The 19,499-nt window shown below is 61.1% G+C and carries 22 protein-coding genes and 1 tRNA gene; 20 read left to right on the top strand and 3 right to left on the bottom strand.

What is annotated here, in order from left to right; translation table 11 throughout:
- Nucleotides 1-19 precede the first annotated feature (19 nt).
- Both RTI28_RS12865 and RTI28_RS12860 read right to left on the bottom strand, forming a co-directional pair.
- Nucleotides 20-1,735, bottom strand: a complete 1,716-nt coding sequence (locus RTI28_RS12865) for a proline--tRNA ligase (protein ID WP_316920798.1) — start codon at nucleotides 1,733-1,735, stop codon at nucleotides 20-22.
- Between the two features lie 165 nt (nucleotides 1,736-1,900).
- Nucleotides 1,901-3,199, bottom strand: a complete 1,299-nt coding sequence (locus tag RTI28_RS12860; RefSeq protein ID WP_316920797.1) for an OprD family porin — start codon at nucleotides 3,197-3,199, stop codon at nucleotides 1,901-1,903.
- Nucleotides 3,200-3,961: 762 nt separating this feature from the next.
- Between RTI28_RS12860 and RTI28_RS12855 the strand changes: the two genes are divergently transcribed.
- Entirely contained in the window at nucleotides 3,962-4,387 is a 426-nt protein-coding gene (locus RTI28_RS12855; RefSeq protein ID WP_316920796.1) for an HIT domain-containing protein, read from the top strand.
- A 3-nt stretch (nucleotides 4,388-4,390) separates the two neighbouring features.
- Nucleotides 4,391-4,597 (top strand): SlyX family protein, encoded by a 207-nt coding sequence (locus RTI28_RS12850; protein ID WP_316920795.1) that lies wholly within the window; start codon nucleotides 4,391-4,393, stop codon nucleotides 4,595-4,597.
- Nucleotides 4,598-4,663: 66 nt separating this feature from the next.
- Here RTI28_RS12850 and RTI28_RS12845 read toward each other — a convergent pair whose 3' ends face one another.
- Entirely contained in the window at nucleotides 4,664-5,257 is a 594-nt protein-coding gene (locus tag RTI28_RS12845) for a cold-shock protein (RefSeq protein ID WP_316920794.1), read from the bottom strand.
- 299 nt (nucleotides 5,258-5,556) lie between these two features.
- Here RTI28_RS12845 and RTI28_RS12840 point away from each other — a divergent pair, with 299 nt between their 5' ends.
- The 18 genes from RTI28_RS12840 to RTI28_RS12755 all read left to right on the top strand — a co-directional run bounded on the left by RTI28_RS12840 (nucleotide 5,557) and on the right by RTI28_RS12755 (nucleotide 19,235).
- Nucleotides 5,557-6,030, top strand: a complete 474-nt coding sequence (locus RTI28_RS12840) for a Dps family protein (RefSeq protein ID WP_316920793.1) — start codon at nucleotides 5,557-5,559, stop codon at nucleotides 6,028-6,030.
- 260 nt (nucleotides 6,031-6,290) lie between these two features.
- Nucleotides 6,291-6,671 carry a ribbon-helix-helix domain-containing protein gene (locus tag RTI28_RS12835; RefSeq protein ID WP_316920792.1) on the top strand — a complete coding sequence of 127 codons (381 nt, stop codon included), beginning with the start codon at nucleotides 6,291-6,293 and terminating at the stop codon, nucleotides 6,669-6,671.
- A 100-nt stretch (nucleotides 6,672-6,771) separates the two neighbouring features.
- On the top strand, nucleotides 6,772-6,987 hold the full coding sequence (locus RTI28_RS12830) for an FmdB family zinc ribbon protein (RefSeq protein ID WP_042121811.1): 216 nt from the start codon (nucleotides 6,772-6,774) through the stop codon (nucleotides 6,985-6,987).
- Nucleotides 6,988-7,082: 95 nt separating this feature from the next.
- A complete protein-coding gene (gene aspS, locus RTI28_RS12825) occupies nucleotides 7,083-8,858 on the top strand; it encodes an aspartate--tRNA ligase (protein WP_316920876.1) in 1,776 nt (591 codons plus the stop codon).
- Nucleotides 8,859-8,982: 124 nt separating this feature from the next.
- Complete coding sequence (locus tag RTI28_RS12820; RefSeq protein WP_316920791.1) at nucleotides 8,983-9,729, top strand: YebC/PmpR family DNA-binding transcriptional regulator; 747 nt, start codon at nucleotides 8,983-8,985, stop codon at nucleotides 9,727-9,729.
- A gap of 102 nt (nucleotides 9,730-9,831) precedes the next feature.
- A complete protein-coding gene (ruvC, locus tag RTI28_RS12815; RefSeq protein ID WP_042121808.1) occupies nucleotides 9,832-10,356 on the top strand; it encodes a crossover junction endodeoxyribonuclease RuvC in 525 nt (174 codons plus the stop codon).
- A gap of 69 nt (nucleotides 10,357-10,425) precedes the next feature.
- The gene (ruvA, locus tag RTI28_RS12810) at nucleotides 10,426-11,034 is read left to right on the top strand and encodes a Holliday junction branch migration protein RuvA (RefSeq protein WP_042122166.1); all 609 of its coding nucleotides are present in this window, start codon (nucleotides 10,426-10,428) and stop codon (nucleotides 11,032-11,034) included.
- The gene (gene ruvB / locus RTI28_RS12805) at nucleotides 11,035-12,090 is read left to right on the top strand and encodes a Holliday junction branch migration DNA helicase RuvB (RefSeq protein WP_316920790.1); all 1,056 of its coding nucleotides are present in this window, start codon (nucleotides 11,035-11,037) and stop codon (nucleotides 12,088-12,090) included.
- Nucleotides 12,091-12,215: 125 nt separating this feature from the next.
- Nucleotides 12,216-12,671 (top strand): tol-pal system-associated acyl-CoA thioesterase, encoded by a 456-nt coding sequence (ybgC, locus tag RTI28_RS12800; protein WP_042121804.1) that lies wholly within the window; start codon nucleotides 12,216-12,218, stop codon nucleotides 12,669-12,671.
- 2 nt (nucleotides 12,672-12,673) lie between these two features.
- Entirely contained in the window at nucleotides 12,674-13,369 is a 696-nt protein-coding gene (tolQ, locus tag RTI28_RS12795; protein WP_316920789.1) for a protein TolQ, read from the top strand.
- Between the two features lie 14 nt (nucleotides 13,370-13,383).
- On the top strand, nucleotides 13,384-13,836 hold the full coding sequence (gene tolR, locus RTI28_RS12790; RefSeq protein WP_042121801.1) for a protein TolR: 453 nt from the start codon (nucleotides 13,384-13,386) through the stop codon (nucleotides 13,834-13,836).
- Nucleotides 13,836-14,924: a cell envelope integrity protein TolA gene (tolA, locus tag RTI28_RS12785; RefSeq protein ID WP_316920788.1), complete on the top strand. Its 1,089-nt coding sequence runs from the start codon at nucleotides 13,836-13,838 to the stop codon at nucleotides 14,922-14,924. Before tolR ends, tolA begins: the two co-directional genes overlap by 1 nt.
- Before the next feature lie 47 nt (nucleotides 14,925-14,971).
- The gene (gene tolB, locus RTI28_RS12780; protein ID WP_316920787.1) at nucleotides 14,972-16,222 is read left to right on the top strand and encodes a Tol-Pal system beta propeller repeat protein TolB; all 1,251 of its coding nucleotides are present in this window, start codon (nucleotides 14,972-14,974) and stop codon (nucleotides 16,220-16,222) included.
- Between the two features lie 52 nt (nucleotides 16,223-16,274).
- On the top strand, nucleotides 16,275-16,772 hold the full coding sequence (pal, locus tag RTI28_RS12775; RefSeq protein ID WP_042121796.1) for a peptidoglycan-associated lipoprotein Pal: 498 nt from the start codon (nucleotides 16,275-16,277) through the stop codon (nucleotides 16,770-16,772).
- Nucleotides 16,773-16,778: 6 nt separating this feature from the next.
- Complete coding sequence (gene ybgF / locus RTI28_RS12770) at nucleotides 16,779-17,603, top strand: tol-pal system protein YbgF (RefSeq protein WP_316920786.1); 825 nt, start codon at nucleotides 16,779-16,781, stop codon at nucleotides 17,601-17,603.
- 158 nt (nucleotides 17,604-17,761) lie between these two features.
- Entirely contained in the window at nucleotides 17,762-18,409 is a 648-nt protein-coding gene (gene queE, locus RTI28_RS12765; protein ID WP_316920785.1) for a 7-carboxy-7-deazaguanine synthase QueE, read from the top strand.
- A 14-nt stretch (nucleotides 18,410-18,423) separates the two neighbouring features.
- The gene (gene queC / locus RTI28_RS12760) at nucleotides 18,424-19,098 is read left to right on the top strand and encodes a 7-cyano-7-deazaguanine synthase QueC (protein ID WP_316920784.1); all 675 of its coding nucleotides are present in this window, start codon (nucleotides 18,424-18,426) and stop codon (nucleotides 19,096-19,098) included.
- A gap of 61 nt (nucleotides 19,099-19,159) precedes the next feature.
- A tRNA-Lys gene (locus RTI28_RS12755) sits at nucleotides 19,160-19,235 on the top strand.
- The last annotated feature ends 264 nt before the right edge of the window (nucleotides 19,236-19,499 follow it).

The following is a 19,499-nucleotide window of genomic DNA, read 5'->3' as shown; positions in this document are numbered from 1 at the left end:
CTCTTGCGTTGGCTATCGATCAGCGACGGATACGGGCTTGCAGGAACGACACGATGTCCGCCACCGGCAGGGACTGGGCCTCGCTTTCGGTACGGTGCTTGTACTCCAGCTTGCCTTCGGCCAGGCCGCGATCGCTGACGACGATGCGGTGCGGGATACCGATCAGTTCCATGTCGGCGAACTTGATGCCGGGGCTGGTCTTCTTGTCGCGGTCGTCCAGCAGTACTTCGAAGCCGGCGGCGGTCAGTTCGGCGTAGAGCTTGTCGGTGGCCGCGCGCACTTCTTCGGTTTCATAGCGCAGCGGTACCAGGGCGATCTGGAATGGCGCCAGGGCGTCGCTCCAGATGATGCCCTTGTCGTCGTAGTTCTGCTCGATGGCGGCGGCGACCACACGGGACACACCGATGCCGTAGCAACCCATGGCCAGGGTGACCGGCTTGCCGTTCTCGCCCAGCACCTGGCACTTCAGCGCTTCGCTGTACTTGGTGCCGAGCTGGAAGATATGGCCGACCTCGATGCCACGCTTGATCTGCAGGGTGCCCTGGCCGTCAGGGCTCGGGTCGCCTTCGACGACGTTGCGCAGGTCGGCGACTTCCGGAACCGGCAGGTCGCGTTCCCAGTTCACGCCGAAGTAGTGCTTGTCGTCGATGTTGGCGCCGATGGCGAAGTCGCTCATCAGGGCGACCGAACGGTCGATGATGCACGGCAGCGGCAGGTTCAGCGGGCCGAGGGAGCCAGCGCCGGCGCCGATGGCGGCGCGCAGTTCCACTTCGTTGGCCATCACCAGCGGCTCGGCGACCTGGGCCAGCTTGGTCGCCTTGATCTCGTTGAGCTCGTGGTCGCCACGAACGACCAGGGCAACCAGCTTGCCTTTTTCCGCGCCGTGCACGATCAGCGTCTTGATGGTGCGTTCGATCGGCACGCCGAAGCCTTCCACCAGGGCGGCGATGGTCTTGGTGTCCGGGGTATCGACCAGGCGCAGGGCTTCGCTCGGCGCGGGACGCACGGTCTCGCGAGGAATGGCCTCGGCTTTCTCGATATTGGCGGCGTAGTCGGAGCTGTCGCTGAAGATCACATCGTCTTCACCGGACTCGGCCAGCACGTGGAATTCGTGGGAGTAGCTGCCGCCGATGGAGCCGGTATCGGCCTGCACCGGACGGAAGTTCAGGCCCAGGCGGGTGAACACGTTGCAGTACGCCTGGTGCATGCGGTCGTAGGTTTCCTGCAGGGAAGCCTGGTCGGCATGGAACGAGTAGGCGTCCTTCATGATGAACTCGCGGCCGCGCATCAGGCCGAAGCGTGGGCGGATCTCGTCACGGAACTTGGTCTGGATCTGGTACATGTTCAGCGGCAGCTGCTTGTAGCTGCTCAGCTCGTTGCGCGCCAGGTCGGTGATCACTTCCTCGTGGGTCGGGCCGACGCAGAACTCGCGGTTGTGGCGGTCCTTCAGGCGCAGCAGCTCGGGGCCGTACTGTTCCCAGCGGCCGGATTCCTGCCACAGTTCGGCGGGCTGGATGGCCGGCATCAGCACTTCCAGGGCGCCCGCGGCGTTCATTTCCTCGCGAACCACGGCTTCGACCTTGCGCATCACGCGCAGGCCCATCGGCAGCCAGGTGTACAGGCCGGAGGCGAGCTTGCGGATCATGCCGGCACGCAGCATGAGCTGGTGGCTGATGACGACCGCGTCGGAAGGGGTTTCTTTTTGTGTGGCGAGCAAATATTGACTGGTGCGCATGATAGGCCGTTGTCGGTTGCTTAACTGAAATGACCCCGCATTGTACGGGGGGGAATCGGTGACGTATAGGACGCAGGAAACCTAATCGGTCGTAAGTGGATGACGCAAATGAAAAAGCCCGGCAGGGCCGGGCTTTTTCGTGCTGGGGTCCGCAGGCCGTGGGGCTTACAGGATGCTCAGCGGGTACTCGACGATCAGGCGCAGGTCGTTGAGGTCGGCGGAGTAGCCGGAGTACGCCTCGTTGGAGCGATAGACAGCGTAGCGAACGCGGAAGGACAGGTCTTTCGCCGGGCCTTCCTGCAGAACGTACTTGCTCTCCAGGTTCCACTCGTGCTCTTTGCCTTCGCCGGCAGCGGTCTCGATGTTGTCACCGTAGACATAGCGAGTCATGAAGCTCAGGCCTGGGACGCCGTAGGACGACATGTTCAGGTCGTAACGAGCCTGCCAGGATTTCTCTTCCTGACCGACGAAGTCGGAGATCTGGATGGAGTTGGCTACGAAGACCGTACCGTTACCGTCGACACCGTAGTTGTAGCCGGTGTCACCGCTGTTGCGCTGGTAGGCCACGGTGAACTTGTGACCTTCCAGGCTGTAGGCTGCTGCAAGGCTCCAGATCTTGTTGTCCTGCTCGCCGTACAGGGCTTCGCCCTGGTCTTTGGTGCGGTAGGCGTTGAAGTCGAAGTTCAGAGACTGCTTGTCGTCTACCGGAACGGTCAGGTTCAGGTTGACGTATTGCTTCTTGAAGTAGTCTTCGACGTCCGACGCGGCGATGGTGCCGGTGAAGTTGTCAGTGAAGGCGTAAGTGGCGCCAGCGATGTTGGCGGAGGTCAGGCCGGGGGTGTGCTTGCCATTGATGCTGTCATGGCCCATGCCGGTCTGCGAGCTCAGCGAGGTGAAGCGACCTGCGCTCAATTCCAGGCCCTTGATTTCCTTGCTGGTGATCAAGGTGCCGCGCGCCAGTTCAGGCATCAGGCGGCTGTCGTCGGTAGCGAAAACCGGGCTGGCGACGAATTGGTCACCTACTTTCAGCACGGTGTCGGAGATGCGGAACTTGGCGGCTGCGCCTGCTTTACCTTGGGAGTCTTCTGGCTTGCCATCGCTGTCGGAACGGAACAGGCCGTTGCCTTGGCGGCCTTCGCCACCATCGAAACGGACGGAGCCCATTGCGATGACGTCGACACCGACGCCGACAGTGCCCTGGGTGAAGCCGGACTCGAAGGTACCCAGCAGCGATGCGCCGCTGTCTTCACGGTAACCGCTCTTGTAGCCGCTGGAGGTGAAGGGGGTGGGAATGTTGCCGGCACCGTGCTTGTAGTCACGGTTCATGTACATGGCACGGGTTTTCACGTTCAGGGTGCTGTCTTCGACGAAACCCTTGGATTCTTCTTGCGAGGACGCTACAGCCAGTTGCGAGGTCCCGGCGGCTACGGCCAGGGCGATCATGCTCCACTTCATCACGCGCATCGTGATTTGCTCCTTTGGTTTTTAGGAAGATTGCTGCTGCCCCACCTGGTTTTTTTATTGGGGCTGCTCTTTCTTGTTTGAGTCGGCGGAAATGTATATCACGCTGACTGTCATTAGCGATACTTGCGAGTGGAACCTTTCGTTAACTTTATGGTCACGTCGCAAATAGTTATATCCATGTCGCAAATCACGTTCCGTATCAGACGGTTCGTACAACTCCAGCGCTGTTTTGCAGGAATCTAATGCCTTGATTCCCAAACTCCATGGTTACCCGTGCGGCTGGTGCAATTTGTCGCACTTCACTTGCCTATGCAGGTGGCGTGCCGACCATGGACTGGAGTGATGCAACAAGCGTGCTCAACTGTAGACCGCGTTGACGAATTTTTCACTTTTGTTCCGGGCCACTCGGGAAAATTGCCGAAAACCGGGGGTGAAAGATCGCTCCGCTCTTTCGTCGGTGTTTTTCTGGAATAAGCGGAAAAGCGGACTTTCGAGTCAGGACGTTACCGTTGCAAGGCTCTGAGTGGGTAGTTTGCGGATATCCGACGCTCCCGTACGGTTCGCCGAGCGCCATTTTGGTGCGGAAAGTAGCATTCTGTTACCGGGCCCCGAAAACACGGGCTGAAACGAAGGTAGTGCGGGGGAATGGTGCTGCTTTTCAGTGCTTCGGACGGCTCGTCGGTGCTGGCCTGTCGCGATCGGAGTATCCTGCTCGCCAGGGTCCGCCGTGGCGGCCGCACTGATCGATGAGGAGATTGCCCCGTGTTTGCTTTGGATTCGCGCCTTGAACAAGACACCTGCGTAGTGGGGGATTTTCCTCTTTGCCGGTTATTACTTAGTAAGGATGCTAACTATCCCTGGTTCATTCTTGTGCCGCGGCGCGCCGATATCAGTGAAATATTTCAATTGGATGACAGTGATCGCCAGCAACTTTGGCGCGAAACCCAATTCCTGAGTGAAACCCTCAAGGATTGTTTTGCCGCCGATAAAATGAACGTGGCTGCCCTCGGTAATGTGGTCAGTCAGTTACATATGCATGTGATTGTTCGCCGGCGCGACGATGCTGCCTGGCCCGCTCCGGTCTGGGGCGCGAAACCTGCAATTGAATATTCCGCTGATCAACTGAACGAGGTGCGTCAACGTGTCGCCGCGGTGCTCGGTGACGACTTCCAGTTCGTGGAGGCATGAGTCATGAGTCTCGAAGAGCGGGTAATGGAGTTGGAAAGTCGCCTGGCGTTTCAGGACGACACCTTGACGGCGTTGAACGATGTGCTGGTGGAGCAGCAGCGGGTGGTGGAGCGTCTGCAGTTGCAGATGGCGGCTCTGCTCAAGCGCTATGAAGAAGTGATGGGGCAGTACGAGGCGAGCGAGGACGAAGCACCTCCGCCGCATTACTGATAGTTCGCACACGAAAAAAAGCCGCGATAACCCGAACTGGGTTTCGCGGCTTTTTTGTGGGCGCTGTCAGCGGCGCGGCGCGGCGATCACGTCCTCGGCCTGCAGGCCCTTGTCCCGGTTCATCACCGAAAACTCCACGCGCTGGCCTTCGACCAGCACACGGTGACCTTCGCCACGAATGGCGCGGAAGTGCACGAAGATATCGTCGCCGGAGTCACGGGAAATGAAGCCGAAACCCTTGGAGGTGTTGAACCACTTCACGGTGCCGGTATCGCGTTTGCCCATGTCGTAGCTGGTGTTGCTGGCGCTGTTGCGTGCCTTGGCCGGTTTCATGAACCCGGCGATCAGGTGCAGTACCGCGGCGAACAGGGCGGCGATCAGCGCGGCCAGGCTGCCCATCTCCGGGAGCGCCAGCAGGGCCAGCGCCTGCAGCACCACGGTCAGGACCAGCAGTACGCTGGCGGTGATCTGCAGGAATTGGCGGGCGCCTTTGTAGTACTGCGGTACGACAGGCGCGAGGATCAGGTTGGCCAGGCCGAAGAGTGCCAGATAGATGGCATCGTGTTGCAGCAGGTAGGGTGTTACGTCAGCGCGGAGGCTGGGTATGAAGGACAGCAGCAAGGCCGCTGCGCCCGTCAGGAGGTGGACGATCTTGAACATGATGGTTTGGCTCGCATCTTATTAGGCGGATCACAGGAAGAGCTGGTCCCACGGTGCACGTGCATGAAAAAGGCGCAAAAGGGTGGGGATTCCAGCCTATGCGCCATGGCGCTGACGATCAGCCATGGCGGCACGTCGTCTATTTAACAGCAAAGCCGGAGGCTTCTCAAATCAGCGGGACGCCCGGCACGCATGGCCTGCAGCACTGTGTCGCGGGCTCAAGGCTGCATGTATGAAAAACTCTTGATACAGTTGGTGGCAGAGCTGTTGAATCGAAAACCCTAGGAAGGAATTTTTGCATGGCAATCGATATCGGAATCAGTCAAGAAGATCGCAAGTCCATTGCCGACGGCCTGTCCCGCCTGCTTGCCGATACCTACGTGCTCTACCTCAAGACGCACAACTTTCACTGGAACGTGACCGGCCCGAGCTTCCGCACCCTGCACCTGATGTTCGAGGAGCAGTACAACGAACTGGCACTGGCGGTCGACTCGATCGCCGAGCGCATCCGTGCACTGGGCTTCCCCGCACCGGGCACCTACGCCCAGTACCTGCGTCTGGCTTCCATCAAGGAAACCGAGGGTGTGCCGGTTTCGGACGACATGATCAGATACCTGGTAGAAGGCCAGGAAGCCGTGGTGCGTACCGCTCGCAGCCTGTTCCCGCTGACCGACAAGGTCAGTGATGAACCTACCGCAGACTTGCTGACCCAGCGCATGCAGGTTCACGAGAAGACTGCGTGGATGCTGCGCGTGCTTCTGGAAGGCAAATGATGCGTCGCTGACGCGCCAGGAGAATGCGCAAAGCCCGGCTTCCTTAACCAGAGTCGGGCTTTTTTGTGGCTGCAGGTCAGGTTTCTCGAGGCCTGGAAGTCTTTTCAGGGGTTATCCGATGAGGCCTGGATTGTCGATCAATCCTACGTCAAGAGTGCGGGCGTCTGCTGGTGTCGGCTAGCGCATCGGCGCTTCATGGCAGGGGTGTGCGAAGTAAGTCCGCATGCGTTCATCCCTCTGTCCTGCTGCGTGGTGTTGCAATGTCTCGACCCTTGAATCGGAGCGTGCCCAAGGTTGGCGATCCGCGGACGATCGATATCGATCCGTTCGAATCGGACTTCAACATGAACCTTGCCCAGCCGCTGTCGCGCTCGGTGCGGCTGAATGGCTTCGCCACCTGCCTGCGTCTGGAAAACATCTACTGGGCGGTGCTCGAACGGATCGCCCAGGCCAACGGCTGCACGGTCAACTCGGTGCTGTCCCATGTCGATCGAGAGGTTCACCTGCGCCATGGCGGGGTGAAGAATTTCAGCGGCCTGGTACGGGTGATCTGCGTGGTCTTCCTGATGAACGGTGGCGCGCAAGGCAATGAGGAGCCGGATGACGCGCAGGCGGCGGCTTTTCCCGACAACCGTTGGTGATGCGCAGGCGCGCTGCGGGCTGCACAGCCCCGGTTAACCATATATAATCTCGCCTTTTACTGTGCGGCGTGGCCCGCACGGGATCGACGAGAAACGCCCCATGCCTCTGTACGACTATCAATGTGCTTCCTGCAGCCACCAGATGGAAGTTCTGCAGAAGATCAGCGCGGCGCCGCTGACCGATTGCCCGGCCTGCCAGCAGCCCGAACTGAAAAAGGTCCTGTCCGCCCCCGGTTTTCGCCTGAGCGGCAAGGGCTGGTACGAAACCGATTTCAAGACCGGCGCGAAAAAGAATCTGGCTGGCAGCGGCGACTGAGTTGAACTGCACTGCCCGGGTCTTGCACTATTGACCCTTTCGGGCCGCCACGGCCTAAACCGAATTCACGAATGACGAGAAGCGAAACCACCATCATGATGCGCAGCCACTATTGCGGCCAACTGAACGAGAGCCTGGACGGTCAGGAAATCACCCTTTGCGGCTGGGTCCATCGTCGTCGCGACCACGGCGGGGTGATCTTCCTCGACATCCGTGACCGCGAAGGCATGGCCCAGGTCGTGTTCGACCCGGACCGCGCGGACAGCTTCGCCGCCGCCGACCGTGTGCGCAGCGAGTACGTGGTGAAGATCACCGGCCGGGTGCGCCTGCGTCCTGCTGGCGCGGTCAACCCGAACATGGCCTCCGGCGCCATCGAAGTGCTGGGCTATGAGCTGGAAGTGCTGAACGAAGCGGAAACCCCGCCGTTCCCGCTGAACGAATTCTCCGACGTCGGCGAGGAAACCCGTCTGCGTTATCGCTTCATCGACCTGCGTCGTCCGGAAATGGCCGACAAGCTGCGTCTGCGTTCGCGCATCACCTCGAGCATCCGTCGCTTCCTCGACGAGAACGGCTTCCTCGACGTCGAAACCCCGATCCTGACTCGCGCGACTCCGGAAGGCGCCCGCGACTACCTGGTGCCGAGCCGTACCCACGCCGGCAGCTTCTTCGCCCTGCCGCAATCGCCTCAGCTGTTCAAGCAATTGCTGATGGTCGCCGGCTTCGACCGCTACTACCAGATCGCCAAGTGCTTCCGCGACGAAGACCTGCGTGCCGACCGCCAGCCGGAATTCACCCAGATCGACATCGAGACCAGCTTCCTCGACGAGTCCGAGATCATCGGCCTGACCGAGAGCATGATCCGCAAGCTGTTCAAGGAAGTCCTGGACCTGGAGTTCGGCGAGTTCCCGCACATGACCTTCGAAGAAGCCATGCGCCGCTACGGTTCCGACAAGCCTGACCTGCGTATCCCGCTGGAGCTGGTGGACGTTGCCGACCAGCTCAAGGACGTCGACTTCAAGGTCTTCGCCGGTCCTGCCAACGATCCGAAATGCCGCGTCACCGCCCTGCGCCTGCCGGGTGGCGCGAGCATGCCGCGCAGCAAGATCGACGAGTACACCAAGTTCGTCGGCATCTACGGTGCCAAGGGCCTGGCCTACATCAAGGTCAACGAGCGCGCCAAGGGCGTCGAAGGCCTGCAGTCGCCGATCGTCAAGAACATTCCGGAAGCCAACCTGAACGTGATCCTCGATCGCGTCGGCGCGGTCGACGGCGACATCGTCTTCTTCGGCGCCGACAAGGCCAAGATCGTCAGCGAGGCCTTGGGCGCGCTGCGTATCAAGCTGGGTGGCGATTTCAACCTGTACACCTGCGAGTGGGCACCGATGTGGGTCGTCGACTTCCCGATGTTCGAGGAAAACGACGACGGCAGCTTCACCGCGCTGCACCACCCGTTCACAGCGCCGAAGTGCACCCCGCAAGAGCTGGAGGCCAACCCGGCCACCGCCCTGTCCCGTGCCTACGACATGGTCCTCAACGGTACCGAGCTGGGTGGCGGTTCGATCCGTATTCACCGCAAGGAAATGCAACAGGCGGTCTTCCGCCTGCTGGGCATCGAAGCGGCGGAACAGGAAGAGAAGTTCGGCTTCCTGCTCGACGCGCTGAAATTCGGTGCGCCGCCTCACGGTGGCCTGGCCTTCGGTCTGGACCGCCTGGTCATGCTGATGACCGGCGCCCAGTCGATCCGTGAAGTGATTGCCTTCCCGAAAACCCAGAGCGCCGCGTGCGTCATGACCCAGGCCCCTGGCCTGGTCGATGCCAAGGCCCTGCGCGAGTTGCACATCCGTCTGCGCGAACAGCAGAAGGCTGAGTAAGCGGACCGACAAGGCGCATCCCACGGGATGCGCCTTTGCTTTGAGGCACCGGATTTGATTGTGCCTTCCCGCAGCAAGGCGGGAGGGTGCGTGATTTTGTTTCAAGGATTTTTTGGAGTCAGTTATGGCGGGCCATTCCAAGTGGGCGAACATCAAGCACCGCAAAGAGCGCCAGGATGCCAAGAGAGGCAAAGTCTTCACCAAGTGGATTCGTGAGCTGACCGTCGCCGCCAAGCAGGGCGGTGGCGATCCGGGCTCCAACCCGCGCCTGCGTCTGGCGCTGGACAAGGCGCTGGGCGCCAACATGAGCCGCGACATCATCGATCGCGCCATCGCCCGCGGTGCCGGCACCGCCGAGGCGGACAACGTCGAGGAACTGAGCTACGAGGGTTACGGCCCAGGCGGCGTGGCGATCATGGTCGAAGCCATGACCGACAACCGCAACCGTACCGCCGCGGCCGTACGGCATGCTTTCAGCAAGTGCGGCGGCAACCTCGGTACCGACGGTTCCGTGGCCTACCTGTTCGAGCGCAAGGGCCAGATCAGCTTCGCCGAAGGCGTCGATGAAGATGCCCTGATGGAAGCGGCGATGGAGGCCGATGCCGACGACGTGGTCAGCAATGGCGACGGCTCGTTCGACGTGTTCACTTCGTTCGCCAGCTTCTACGCCGTGCGCGCCGCCCTCGAGGCTGCCGGTTTCAAGGCTGCCGACGCGGAAATCGTCATGCAGCCGACCACCAGCGCCGAGCTGGACCTGGACGGCGCGCAGAGGGTATTGAAGCTGATCGACATGCTGGAAGACCTGGACGACGTGCAAAACGTCTATTCCAATGCTGAAATTCCTGACGAGGTCATGGAAAAGCTCGGCTGAGCTGTTTCTCCGGTTTGTCCGAGGCCGGTCCCGTCTCCAGGCGGGACCGGCTTTTGTATTTGCAACACGGCGCGGTGACGCGCCCTTTGTCGCGCAGGCGTTATGACTCTGATTCTTGGTATCGACCCCGGTTCGCGGATAACCGGCTACGGCGTGGTTCGCCACAACGGGCGCGGCTGCGAGTACGTGGCTTCGGGGTGCATCCGCACCGGCAGCGGCGAGTTGCATGAGCGCTTGCAGATCGTTTTTCGTGGCGTGAGCGAGATCATTCGCCTGCACGGCCCGGTGACCATGGGCATCGAGCGGGTGTTCATGGCGCGCAACCCCGACTCGGCGCTCAAACTCGGCCAGGCGCGCGGGGCGGCCATCGTCGCCGCGGCCGAGGCCGGGCTGGAAATCGCCGAATACACCGCCAGCCAGGTCAAGCAGGCCGTGGCGGGCAGTGGCGGGGCCAACAAGGAAGCGGTGCAGATGATGGTCATGCATTTGCTCAAGCTGACCCAGAAACCGCAGATCGATGCCTCCGATGCCCTGGCCATCGCCTTGTGCCATGCCCATACCCGCTCCAGCCTGGTGCCTCATGGCCTGGGAGTCGCGCGCAGTCGCAACGGACGTCTGCGTCTCTGATAGCATCCCTGCTTTATAGGTAATGTGCCGACCGGCCTCCAGCCGGCGCTCATGAGAAAGGACCTGAACGTGATTGGACGTTTGCGCGGCACGCTGGCTGAAAAGCAACCGCCGCACCTGATTATCGACATCAACGGCCTCGGCTATGAGCTGGAAGTGCCGATGACCACGCTGTATCGCCTGCCCGCGGTGGGGCAGGCGGTGACCTTGCACACCCATCTGATAGTGCGCGAGGATGCCCACCTGCTGTATGGCTTCCACGAGAAGCGCGAGCGAGAGCTGTTCCGCGAACTGATCCGGCTCAATGGCGTGGGCCCGAAACTGGCGCTGGCACTGATGTCCGGCCTTGAGGTCGACGAACTGGTGCGCTGCGTCCAGGCCCAGGACACCTCGGCCCTGGTCAAGGTCCCTGGTGTCGGCAAGAAGACCGCCGAGCGTCTGCTGGTCGAACTCAAGGACCGTTTCAAGGCCTGGGAAACCGTGCCAAGCATGTTCCAGCTGGTACCGAACGGGCCGACACCGCTGCCAACCGTTTCCACCGCCGAGGCCGACGCGGTCAGTGCCCTGATTTCCCTGGGCTATAAACCCCAGGAGGCCAGTCGTGCGGTGGCTGCCGTGGATGCCAAGGGCCTGAGCAGCGAAGAGCTGATCAGGCGCAGCCTGAAAGGGATGATTTAAGTGATCGAAGCCGACCGTTTGATAACCGCAACCGGCCGTGACCGGGAAGAAGTTCAGGATCGGGCGATCCGTCCGCTGCGCCTGGCCGAATACATCGGTCAGCCGGTGGTACGCGAGCAGATGGCCTTGTTCATTCAGGCCGCCCGTGGTCGTGGCGAATCCCTCGATCACACCCTGATCTTCGGGCCGCCGGGGCTGGGCAAGACCACGCTGGCCAATATCATCGCCCAGGAAATGGGCGTATCGATCAAGAGCACGTCCGGGCCCATTCTCGAGCGCCCGGGTGACCTGGCCGCGCTGCTGACCAACCTGGAACCCCACGACGTCCTGTTCATCGATGAGATCCACCGCCTTTCGCCGGTGGTCGAGGAGGTTCTCTATCCCGCGATGGAAGACTTCCAACTGGACATCATGATCGGCGAAGGCCCGGCGGCACGCTCGATCAAGCTGGACCTGCCGCCCTTCACCCTGGTCGGTGCCACCACCCGCGCCGGCATGCTGACCAACCCGTTGCGTGACCGCTTCGGTATCGTCCAGCGTCTGGAGTTCTACAACAACGCCGACCTGGCCACCATCGTCAGTCGTTCCGGCGGGATTCTCGGTCTGCCCATCGAGGACGACGGTGCCTTCGAGATCGCCCGGCGTGCCCGCGGCACGCCACGGATCGCCAACCGTCTGCTGCGCCGGGTGCGTGACTACGCCGAGGTGCGCGGCAAGGGCGAGATCACCAAGGGCGTGGCGGACATGGCGTTGAACCTGCTGGATGTCGACGAGCGTGGTTTCGACCATCAGGACAGGCGCCTGCTGCTGACCATGATCGAAAAGTTCGACGGTGGTCCGGTGGGGGTCGACAGTCTGGCCGCGGCCATCAGCGAGGAACGCCATACCATCGAGGATGTGCTGGAGCCTTATCTGATCCAGCAGGGCTACATCATGCGTACCCCGCGGGGGAGGGTCGTGACCCGTCATGCATACCTGCATTTCGGCCTGAATATTCCTACGCGAATGAATGAATCATCTGGTAGCAGTGATTTTTCCGATTTGAGCGATGAATGACAGATCTAATCGGTACTTTTGTGGTCCTATCGGCGGACTGCGATCGACTGCGCTGGCAATACGACATAATCCGTTAAAAACAGTTGGTGGGGCGGATTGGCAAGCTGAGGAGTTAGCACTAGAGTATGCGCGCGCAAAATGGGCTTGAACCGTTCGCACATCGTTTTCGTGTCTATTACGAGGACACCGATGCGGGCGGCGTGGTGTATTACGTCAATTATCTGAAATTCATGGAGCGCGCCCGCACCGAAAGGCTGCGCGACCTGGGCTTCGTCCAGTCGACGCTGGCCCAGCAGAATACCCTGTTCGTGGTCCATTCCGCCGAAGCGCGCTATCACGCGCCGGCCCGTCTGGACGACGAATTGCGGGTGACCGCGCAAGTGCTTGAATTGAATCGTGCCAGCCTGCGCTTCGTGCAGCAGGTCTGGCGCGAAAGTGATGCAACGTTGCTCTGCGAAGGGCAGTTCCTGGTGGCCTGTGTGCGCGCCGATACTTTCAAACCCCGGGCTATTCCCTCCGAGCTGCGAGCGGCCTTCATCGAGGCAGGCAGCCCGGGCATACATACAAACGCAGGAGATTAAGCGTGGAAGCTAACGTCGTCGACCATACCTCCATGTGGAGCCTGGTCAGCAATGCCAGCATCGTGGTGCAGCTGGTCATGCTGGCGCTGGTTGCCGCATCGGTGACTTCATGGATCATGATCTTTCAGCGCAGCACCATGCTGCGCGCCGGTCGTCGTGCCCTGGACAGCTTCGAAGAGCGCTTCTGGTCGGGTATCGACCTGTCCAAGCTGTACCGCCAGGCCGGCAGCAACCCGGACCCCGACTCGGGTGTCGAGCAGGTCTTCCGGGCCGGTTTCAAGGAGTTTTCCCGTCTGCGTCAGCAGCCTGGCGTCGACCCTGATGCGGTGATGGAAGGTGTCGGTCGTGCCATGCGCGTCGCCATCTCCCGCGAGGAAGAAAAGCTCGAGCAGAGCCTGCCGTTCCTGGCCACCGTCGGTTCCACCAGCCCGTACATCGGTCTGTTCGGTACCGTGTGGGGCATCATGAACTCCTTCCGGGGCCTGGCGACCGCGCAGCAGGCTACCCTGGCCACCGTCGCCCCGGGTATCGCCGAAGCGCTGATCGCCACGGCGATCGGTCTGTTCGCCGCGATCCCGGCGGTTATCGCCTACAACCGGTTCTCCGCCCGCAGTGAAGTGCTGATCGGTCGTTACTACACGTTCGCCGACGAGTTCCAGGCCATCCTGCACCGTAAAGTGCACACCAGCGAAGAGTGATCAGGTAGAAGCCAATGGCCCGAGTTCGCCAAAAACGCAAGCCGGTCGCCGAGATGAACGTGGTGCCCTACATCGACGTGATGTTGGTACTGCTGGTCATCTTCATGGTCACCGCACCCATGCTCAACCAGGGCGTGAAGGTCGACCTGCCCAAGGTTTCCAGCGAAGCCTTGCCGCAGGACAACAACGTCCAGGTCCTGACCATTTCGATCAAGGCCGACAAGACCTACTACTGGAACCTCGGCAGCGAAGTCGACACCGACAAGCAGATGGACAAGGCCATGACCTTGCCGCAAATGACCGACGCGGTGACCAAGATCATCGCCGCCGGTCGCGATCAGGGCAAACAGACCCAGGTCTTCATCCGTGGCGACAAGTCCGTCGACTACGGCGCGGTCATGGGCGCCATGGGCGGGTTGCAGAAGGCCGGTGTCGGTAACGTTGGCCTGATTACCGAGGCGCCCTGATGCAACAGCGAGAGCCATCCGCCTCGGAAAGCTACTTCTGGCCCAGTGTCTGGGCCATCGCGCTGCACCTCCTGGTGTTCGGCATGCTGTTCGTCAGCTTCGCCATGACGCCTGAGCTGCCGCCGGCCAAGCCTATCGTCCAGGCAACCCTGTACCAACTGAAATCCAAGAGTCAGGCGACCACCCAGACCAATCAGAAGATTGCCGGGGAAGCGAAGAAGACCGCTTCGCGCCAGACCGAAGAAGAGCAGATGGAGCAGAAGAAGGTCGAGCAGCAGAAGCAGGAAGCGGTGAAGGCTGCGGAACAAAAGAAAGAAGAGGCGGCTCAAAAAGCCGAGGAAGCTCGCGAGGCTGCGGAAGCGAAGAAGGCCGAGGCGGCGAAGGCGGCTGACGAAGCCAAGAAAGCCGAAGCGGCGAAGAAAGCCGAGGAAGCGAAGAAGGCTGAAGAGAAACAGTTGGCCGATATCGCGAAGAAGAAGGCCGAGGAAGAAGCCAAGAAGAAGGCTGAAGACGAGGCCAAGAAACAGGCGGCTGAAGAAGCCAAGAAACAGGCTGCCGAGGACGCGAAGAAGAAAGCGGCCGAGGATGCCAAGAAGAAAGCGGCTGCCGCCGAAGAGGCGAAGAAGAAGGCCGCTGAAGAAGCGAAGAAGAAGGCGGCAGCCGACGCAGCCAAGAAAAAGGCTACCGAAGCAGCCCGCAAGGCGGCGGAAGACAAGAAAGCCCAGGCCTTGGCCGAGCTGCTGTCCGACACCACCGAGCGCCAGCAGGCATTGGCGGACGAGCAGGGCGACCAGGTCGCCGGCGACTTCGACGACCTGATTCGTGCCCGTGCGGCCGAAGGCTGGGCGCGACCTCCTTCAGCGCGCAAGAACATGACCGTGGTCCTGCAGATCAACATGTTGCCGGATGGCACCATCACCAACGTCAGCGTGGCACGCTCCAGTGGTGACGGTCCGTTCGACAGCTCCGCCGTCGCGGCAGTCAAGGGCATTGGCCGCTTGACCGAGATGCAGGGTTTGAAACCGAGCGACTTCGCTCCGTACCGCTCATTCAAGATGACATTCACACCTGAGGACCTAGCCTTGTGATTAACCTTCTTAGAGGACTGCTGGTCGTTCTCTGCTGTGCAGCAGGGATGGCCAACGCGGAAGAAAAGAACATCCTGGTGACCAGCGGCAGCGACCGCGCGGCACCGATCGCGGTCGTGCCGTTCGGTCTGCAGGGCGGCAGCGTGCTGCCCGAGGACATGGCTGACATCATCGGCAACGATCTGCGCAACTCCGGTTACTACGCGCCGATTCCGCGGCAGAACATGATCAGCCTGCCGAGCCAGGCCAGCGAAGTGATCTTCCGCGACTGGAAGGCACTGGGCGCCCAGTACATCATGGTCGGCAGCATCGTGCCGTCGGGCGGTCGCCTGCAGGTGCAGTACGCGCTGTTCAACGTTGCCACCGAGCAGCAGGTGCTGACCGGCAGCGTGTCCGGCACCGTCGATCAACTGCGCGACATGTCGCACTACATCGCCGACCAGTCGTTCGAAAAACTCACCGGCATCAAGGGCGCGTTCTCTACCCGCATGCTGTACGTGACCGCCGAGCGTTTCTCCACCAACAGCACTCGTTACACCTTGCAACGATCTGACTACGACGGTGCGCGCGCGGTAACCTTGCTGCAATCTCGCGAACCTATCCTGTCGCCACGTTTCGCGCCGGATGGCAAGCGCATCGCCTATGTGTCCTTCGAGCAGCGTCGCCCGCGTATCTTCGTCCAGCACATCGATACCGGTCGCCGCGAGCAGATCACCAACTTCGAGGGCCTGAACGGTGCTCCTGCGTGGTCGCCTGATGGCAACCGCCTGGCGTTCGTGCTGTCCCGCGATGGCAACCCGGAGATCTACGTGATGGACATGGGCTCGCGCCAGATGACCCGCGTGACCAACAGCCCGGCCATCGATACCGAGCCGTTCTTCGGCAAGGATGGTTCGACCCTGTACTTCACTTCGGACCGTGGTGGCAAACCGCAGATCTACAAGACCAGCATTGGCAGCGGCGGTGCCGAGCGTGTGACTTTCGTCGGCAACTACAACGCCAACCCGAAACTTTCCGCGGATGAAAAGACCCTGGTAATGATTCATCGCCAGGAAGGTTTCACCAACTTCAAAGTTGCTGCGCAGGATCTGCAACGGGGCAGTGTAAAGATTCTCTCGGATACCAACCTTGATGAGTCTCCCACTGTCGCGCCCAACGGCACCATGCTAATCTACGCCACCCGCCAGCAGGGCCGGGGAGTCTTGATGCTCGTCTCTCTCAACGGACGCGTGAGGCTCCCGCTTCCTACCGCTCAAGGCGAAGTCAGAGAACCGTCCTGGTCCCCTTACCTGAACTGATGCGGCGATACACGTTTTACTTAACACACTGGGGTTCATTAGGAGTTTCACGATGGAAATGCTGAAGTTTGGTAAGTTTGCTGCGCTGGCTCTGGCCATGGCCGTAGCTGTAGGTTGCTCCTCGAAAGGCGGTGACAACGCTGGCGAAGGCGCTGTTGATCCGAACGCTGGCTACGGCGCCAACACCGGTGCTGTCGACGGCAGCCTGAGCGAAGAAGCTGCTCTGCGCGCAATCACCACCTTCTACTTCGAATACGACAGCTCGGACCTGAAGCCAGAAGCCATGCGCGCTCTGGACGTTCACGCCAAGGACCTGAAAGGCAACGGCGCTCGCGTCGTTCTGGAAGGCAACACCGACGAGCGCGGTACTCGCGAGTACAACATGGCTCTGGGCGAGCGTCGTGCCAAGGCCGTTCAGCGCTACCTGGTGCTGCAAGGCGTTTCCCCAGCTCAGCTGGAACTGGTTTCCTACGGCGAAGAGCGTCCAGTTGCCACCGGCAACGACGAGCAGTCCTGGGCTCAGAACCGTCGCGTCGAACTGCGTAAGTAATTCGATATGCGAGCGTGCCGTCGTGCTGTAACCGTCCTGGCTCTCGCCCTGCCTCTCATGGCAGCGGCCGAGGTTCCTGTTGTCGATGACAATGCTGGATATAGCGGCGCAAGCAGTTATCCACCGGCAGGTTACGGTACGAACGGCGCCTACGCCGGGGGAGGGGTCTCGACCCCTGCCTCGGCGCAGGGCCAGCTGTTCATGCAGTTGCAACAGATGCAGGAACAGATCGATCGGCAGCAGAACACCATCGAGATCCTGCAGAACGAAGTATCCCGCCTGAAACAGGAAGGCCTGGAGCGTTACCAGGACCTGGATCGGCGTATCTCCAGCGGCGCTGCGCCAGCACCGTCCGCAACCCCCGAGAATTCCGCTGACGGTGGTGCTCCAGCACCGGCCGCCGGCAACACCGCTGCGCCGGCCAACCCGCCCGCGGCGAGCAGTGAACCGGGCGATCCGGCGAAGGAAAAGCTGTATTACGACGCAGCCTTCGACCTGATCAAGGCCAAGGATTTCGACAAGGCCGCCCAGGCGTTCAACGCCTTCCTGCGCAAGTATCCGAACAGCCAGTACGCCGGCAACGCCCAGTACTGGCTGGGTGAAGTGAACCTGGCCAAAGGCGACCTGCAAGGCGCTGGCCAGGCCTTCGCCAAGGTCAGCCAGCTGTATCCGAAGCACAACAAGGTGCCTGATTCGCTGTACAAGCTGGCCGACGTGGAGCGTCGCCTGGGTCATACCGACCGGGTCAAGGGTATCCTGCAGCAAGTGGTCACCCAGTACCCTGGCACCTCTGCCGCGCAACTGGCCCAGCGCGACCTGCAGAAGCTCTGATTCGCACGCTGTGAAAGAAACCCGCGCCTGTCGCGGGTTTTTTCGTTAGAATCTGCGCCCTTTTTATTGAAACGCTGTCGCGAATAACGCTATGTCGAGTTCGCGACGGTGCCTGACGGAGGCGGACGGCCTGTATCGCTGTCACGCCCGTGGCGACCATGCAAGACACATTACGCATCACCGAAGTCTTTTACTCTCTGCAGGGTGAAACGCGCACCGCTGGGCTGCCCACGGTATTCGTGCGTCTCACCGGTTGTCCGCTGCGCTGTCAGTATTGCGACAGCGCCTATGCCTTCAATGGCGGGACGATCCGCACCCTCGATTCGATCCTCGAACAGGTCGCCAGCTACCGGCCGCGTTACGTGTGCGTGACCGGTGGCGAGCCACTGGCCCAGCCGAATGCCATTCCCTTGCTGCAGCGGCTCTGCGACGCCGGCTACGAGGTCTCCCTGGAAACCAGTGGGTCGATCGATATCTCGGCCGTCGACACCCGCGTCAGCCGCGTGGTGGACCTGAAGACACCGGGCTCCGCCGAGGTCCAGCGCAACCGCTACGAGAATATCGAGCTGCTGACCCCCAACGACCAGGTCAAGTTCGTCCTCTGCTCCCGCGAGGATTACGACTGGGCGGTGTCGAAACTGATTCAGTACGGCCTCGACAAGCGCGCTGGCGAAGTACTGTTTTCGCCCAGCCACCACCAATTGAGCGCCACCGATCTGGCTGACTGGATCGTCGCCGACAACCTGCCGGTTCGCTTGCAGATGCAGTTGCACAAACTGCTCTGGAACGACGAACCGGGACGCTGAGAGGAGCTTGAGCAATGACTGAGAAACGCGCGGTAATCCTGCTGTCTGGCGGCCTGGACTCGGCCACCGTAGTCGCCATGGCCAAGGCCGAAGGCTACAGCTGCTACACCATGAGCTTCGACTACGGCCAGCGCCATCGTGCCGAGCTGAACGCGGCGGCGCGGGTCGCTCGCGACCTGGGTGTGGTGGAGCACAAGGTAATTGGCCTGAACCTCGACGGTATCGGTGGCTCGGCGTTGACCGACAGCAGCATCGACGTGCCGGAAGCGCCCAGCGAAGGCATCCCGGTGACCTACGTCCCGGCACGCAATACCGTGTTCCTCTCGCTGGCTCTGGGCTGGGCCGAGGTACTGGAAGCGCGGGACATCTTCATCGGCGTGAATGCGGTGGACTACTCCGGCTATCCGGATTGCCGTCCGGAGTTCGTCGAGGCCTTCGAGCGCATGGCCAATCTGGCAACCAAGGCCGGGGTGGAAGGGCAGGGGTTCCGCATTCAGGCGCCATTGCAGAACCTGAGCAAGGCACAGATCGTCCAGGCCGGAATGGCGCGTGGGGTCGACTACAGTCTTACGGTTTCCTGCTATCAGGCGGACGATGACGGCCGTGCCTGTGGCAAGTGCGACAGCTGCCGTCTGCGTGCAGAAGGCTTCGTGGCAGCCGGTGTGCAGGACCCGACCCGATATTTTTGAATTATTTTGCGATGGGGTGTTGATTTCCTGTTAGAAATCAGTATTATACGCGCCATCCAACGGGTCGTTAGCTCAGTTGGTAGAGCAGTTGGCTTTTAACCAATTGGTCGTAGGTTCGAATCCTACACGACCCACCATATGCAAGATCTGCTGTGAACCCAGGTTCACGTCAGAGTGAAATAGCCCGCTACCGGCAACGGTCAGCGGGCTATTTCGTTCCAGTACTCTGCAAATTCCTGGCTCGCACGATCAGGCGGTCTGCTCTTCGCTTCAGACAATCCCGGTGCGCCCTTGTCCGCTCGGGTGGCCGTCAGCAGCAGGCCTGTCGGGCAGCTCACGGGTCGGGGTTCTTTCGACCTCGCCGAAGTACTCACTCCCTCCTCGATAAGCTGCAACGGTGC

Origin of the sequence: Pseudomonas sp. zfem002 (genome assembly GCF_032621685.1) — a bacterium.
GTDB classification, from domain to species: domain Bacteria; phylum Pseudomonadota; class Gammaproteobacteria; order Pseudomonadales; family Pseudomonadaceae; genus Aquipseudomonas; species Aquipseudomonas japonica.
Note: the sequence above shows the minus strand (reverse complement) of the source record. Positions and strands in the feature narration are given on the sequence as shown.

What these genes read in the sequence shown, in the direction of transcription:
- ruvC (WP_042121808.1), top strand. Translation starts at nt 9,832, where the DNA reads ATGACTCTGATTCTTGGTATCGACCCCGGTTCGCGGATAACCGGCTAC.
- tolB (WP_316920787.1), top strand. Translation starts at nt 14,972, where the DNA reads ATGGCCAACGCGGAAGAAAAGAACATCCTGGTGACCAGCGGCAGCGAC.
- RTI28_RS12820 (WP_316920791.1), top strand. Translation starts at nt 8,983, where the DNA reads ATGGCGGGCCATTCCAAGTGGGCGAACATCAAGCACCGCAAAGAGCGC.
- RTI28_RS12840 (WP_316920793.1), top strand. Translation starts at nt 5,557, where the DNA reads ATGGCAATCGATATCGGAATCAGTCAAGAAGATCGCAAGTCCATTGCC.
- queE (WP_316920785.1), top strand. Translation starts at nt 17,762, where the DNA reads ATGCAAGACACATTACGCATCACCGAAGTCTTTTACTCTCTGCAGGGT.
- ybgC (WP_042121804.1), top strand. Translation starts at nt 12,216, where the DNA reads ATGCGCGCGCAAAATGGGCTTGAACCGTTCGCACATCGTTTTCGTGTC.
- RTI28_RS12865 (WP_316920798.1), bottom strand. Translation starts at nt 1,735, where the DNA reads ATGCGCACCAGTCAATATTTGCTCGCCACACAAAAAGAAACCCCTTCC.
- RTI28_RS12860 (WP_316920797.1), bottom strand. Translation starts at nt 3,199, where the DNA reads ATGCGCGTGATGAAGTGGAGCATGATCGCCCTGGCCGTAGCCGCCGGG.
- RTI28_RS12845 (WP_316920794.1), bottom strand. Translation starts at nt 5,257, where the DNA reads ATGTTCAAGATCGTCCACCTCCTGACGGGCGCAGCGGCCTTGCTGCTG.
- tolA (WP_316920788.1), top strand. Translation starts at nt 13,836, where the DNA reads ATGCAACAGCGAGAGCCATCCGCCTCGGAAAGCTACTTCTGGCCCAGT.
- aspS (WP_316920876.1), top strand. Translation starts at nt 7,083, where the DNA reads ATGATGCGCAGCCACTATTGCGGCCAACTGAACGAGAGCCTGGACGGT.
- tolR (WP_042121801.1), top strand. Translation starts at nt 13,384, where the DNA reads ATGGCCCGAGTTCGCCAAAAACGCAAGCCGGTCGCCGAGATGAACGTG.
- ybgF (WP_316920786.1), top strand. Translation starts at nt 16,779, where the DNA reads ATGCGAGCGTGCCGTCGTGCTGTAACCGTCCTGGCTCTCGCCCTGCCT.
- RTI28_RS12835 (WP_316920792.1), top strand. Translation starts at nt 6,291, where the DNA reads ATGTCTCGACCCTTGAATCGGAGCGTGCCCAAGGTTGGCGATCCGCGG.
- queC (WP_316920784.1), top strand. Translation starts at nt 18,424, where the DNA reads ATGACTGAGAAACGCGCGGTAATCCTGCTGTCTGGCGGCCTGGACTCG.
- pal (WP_042121796.1), top strand. Translation starts at nt 16,275, where the DNA reads ATGGAAATGCTGAAGTTTGGTAAGTTTGCTGCGCTGGCTCTGGCCATG.
- RTI28_RS12830 (WP_042121811.1), top strand. Translation starts at nt 6,772, where the DNA reads ATGCCTCTGTACGACTATCAATGTGCTTCCTGCAGCCACCAGATGGAA.
- RTI28_RS12850 (WP_316920795.1), top strand. Translation starts at nt 4,391, where the DNA reads ATGAGTCTCGAAGAGCGGGTAATGGAGTTGGAAAGTCGCCTGGCGTTT.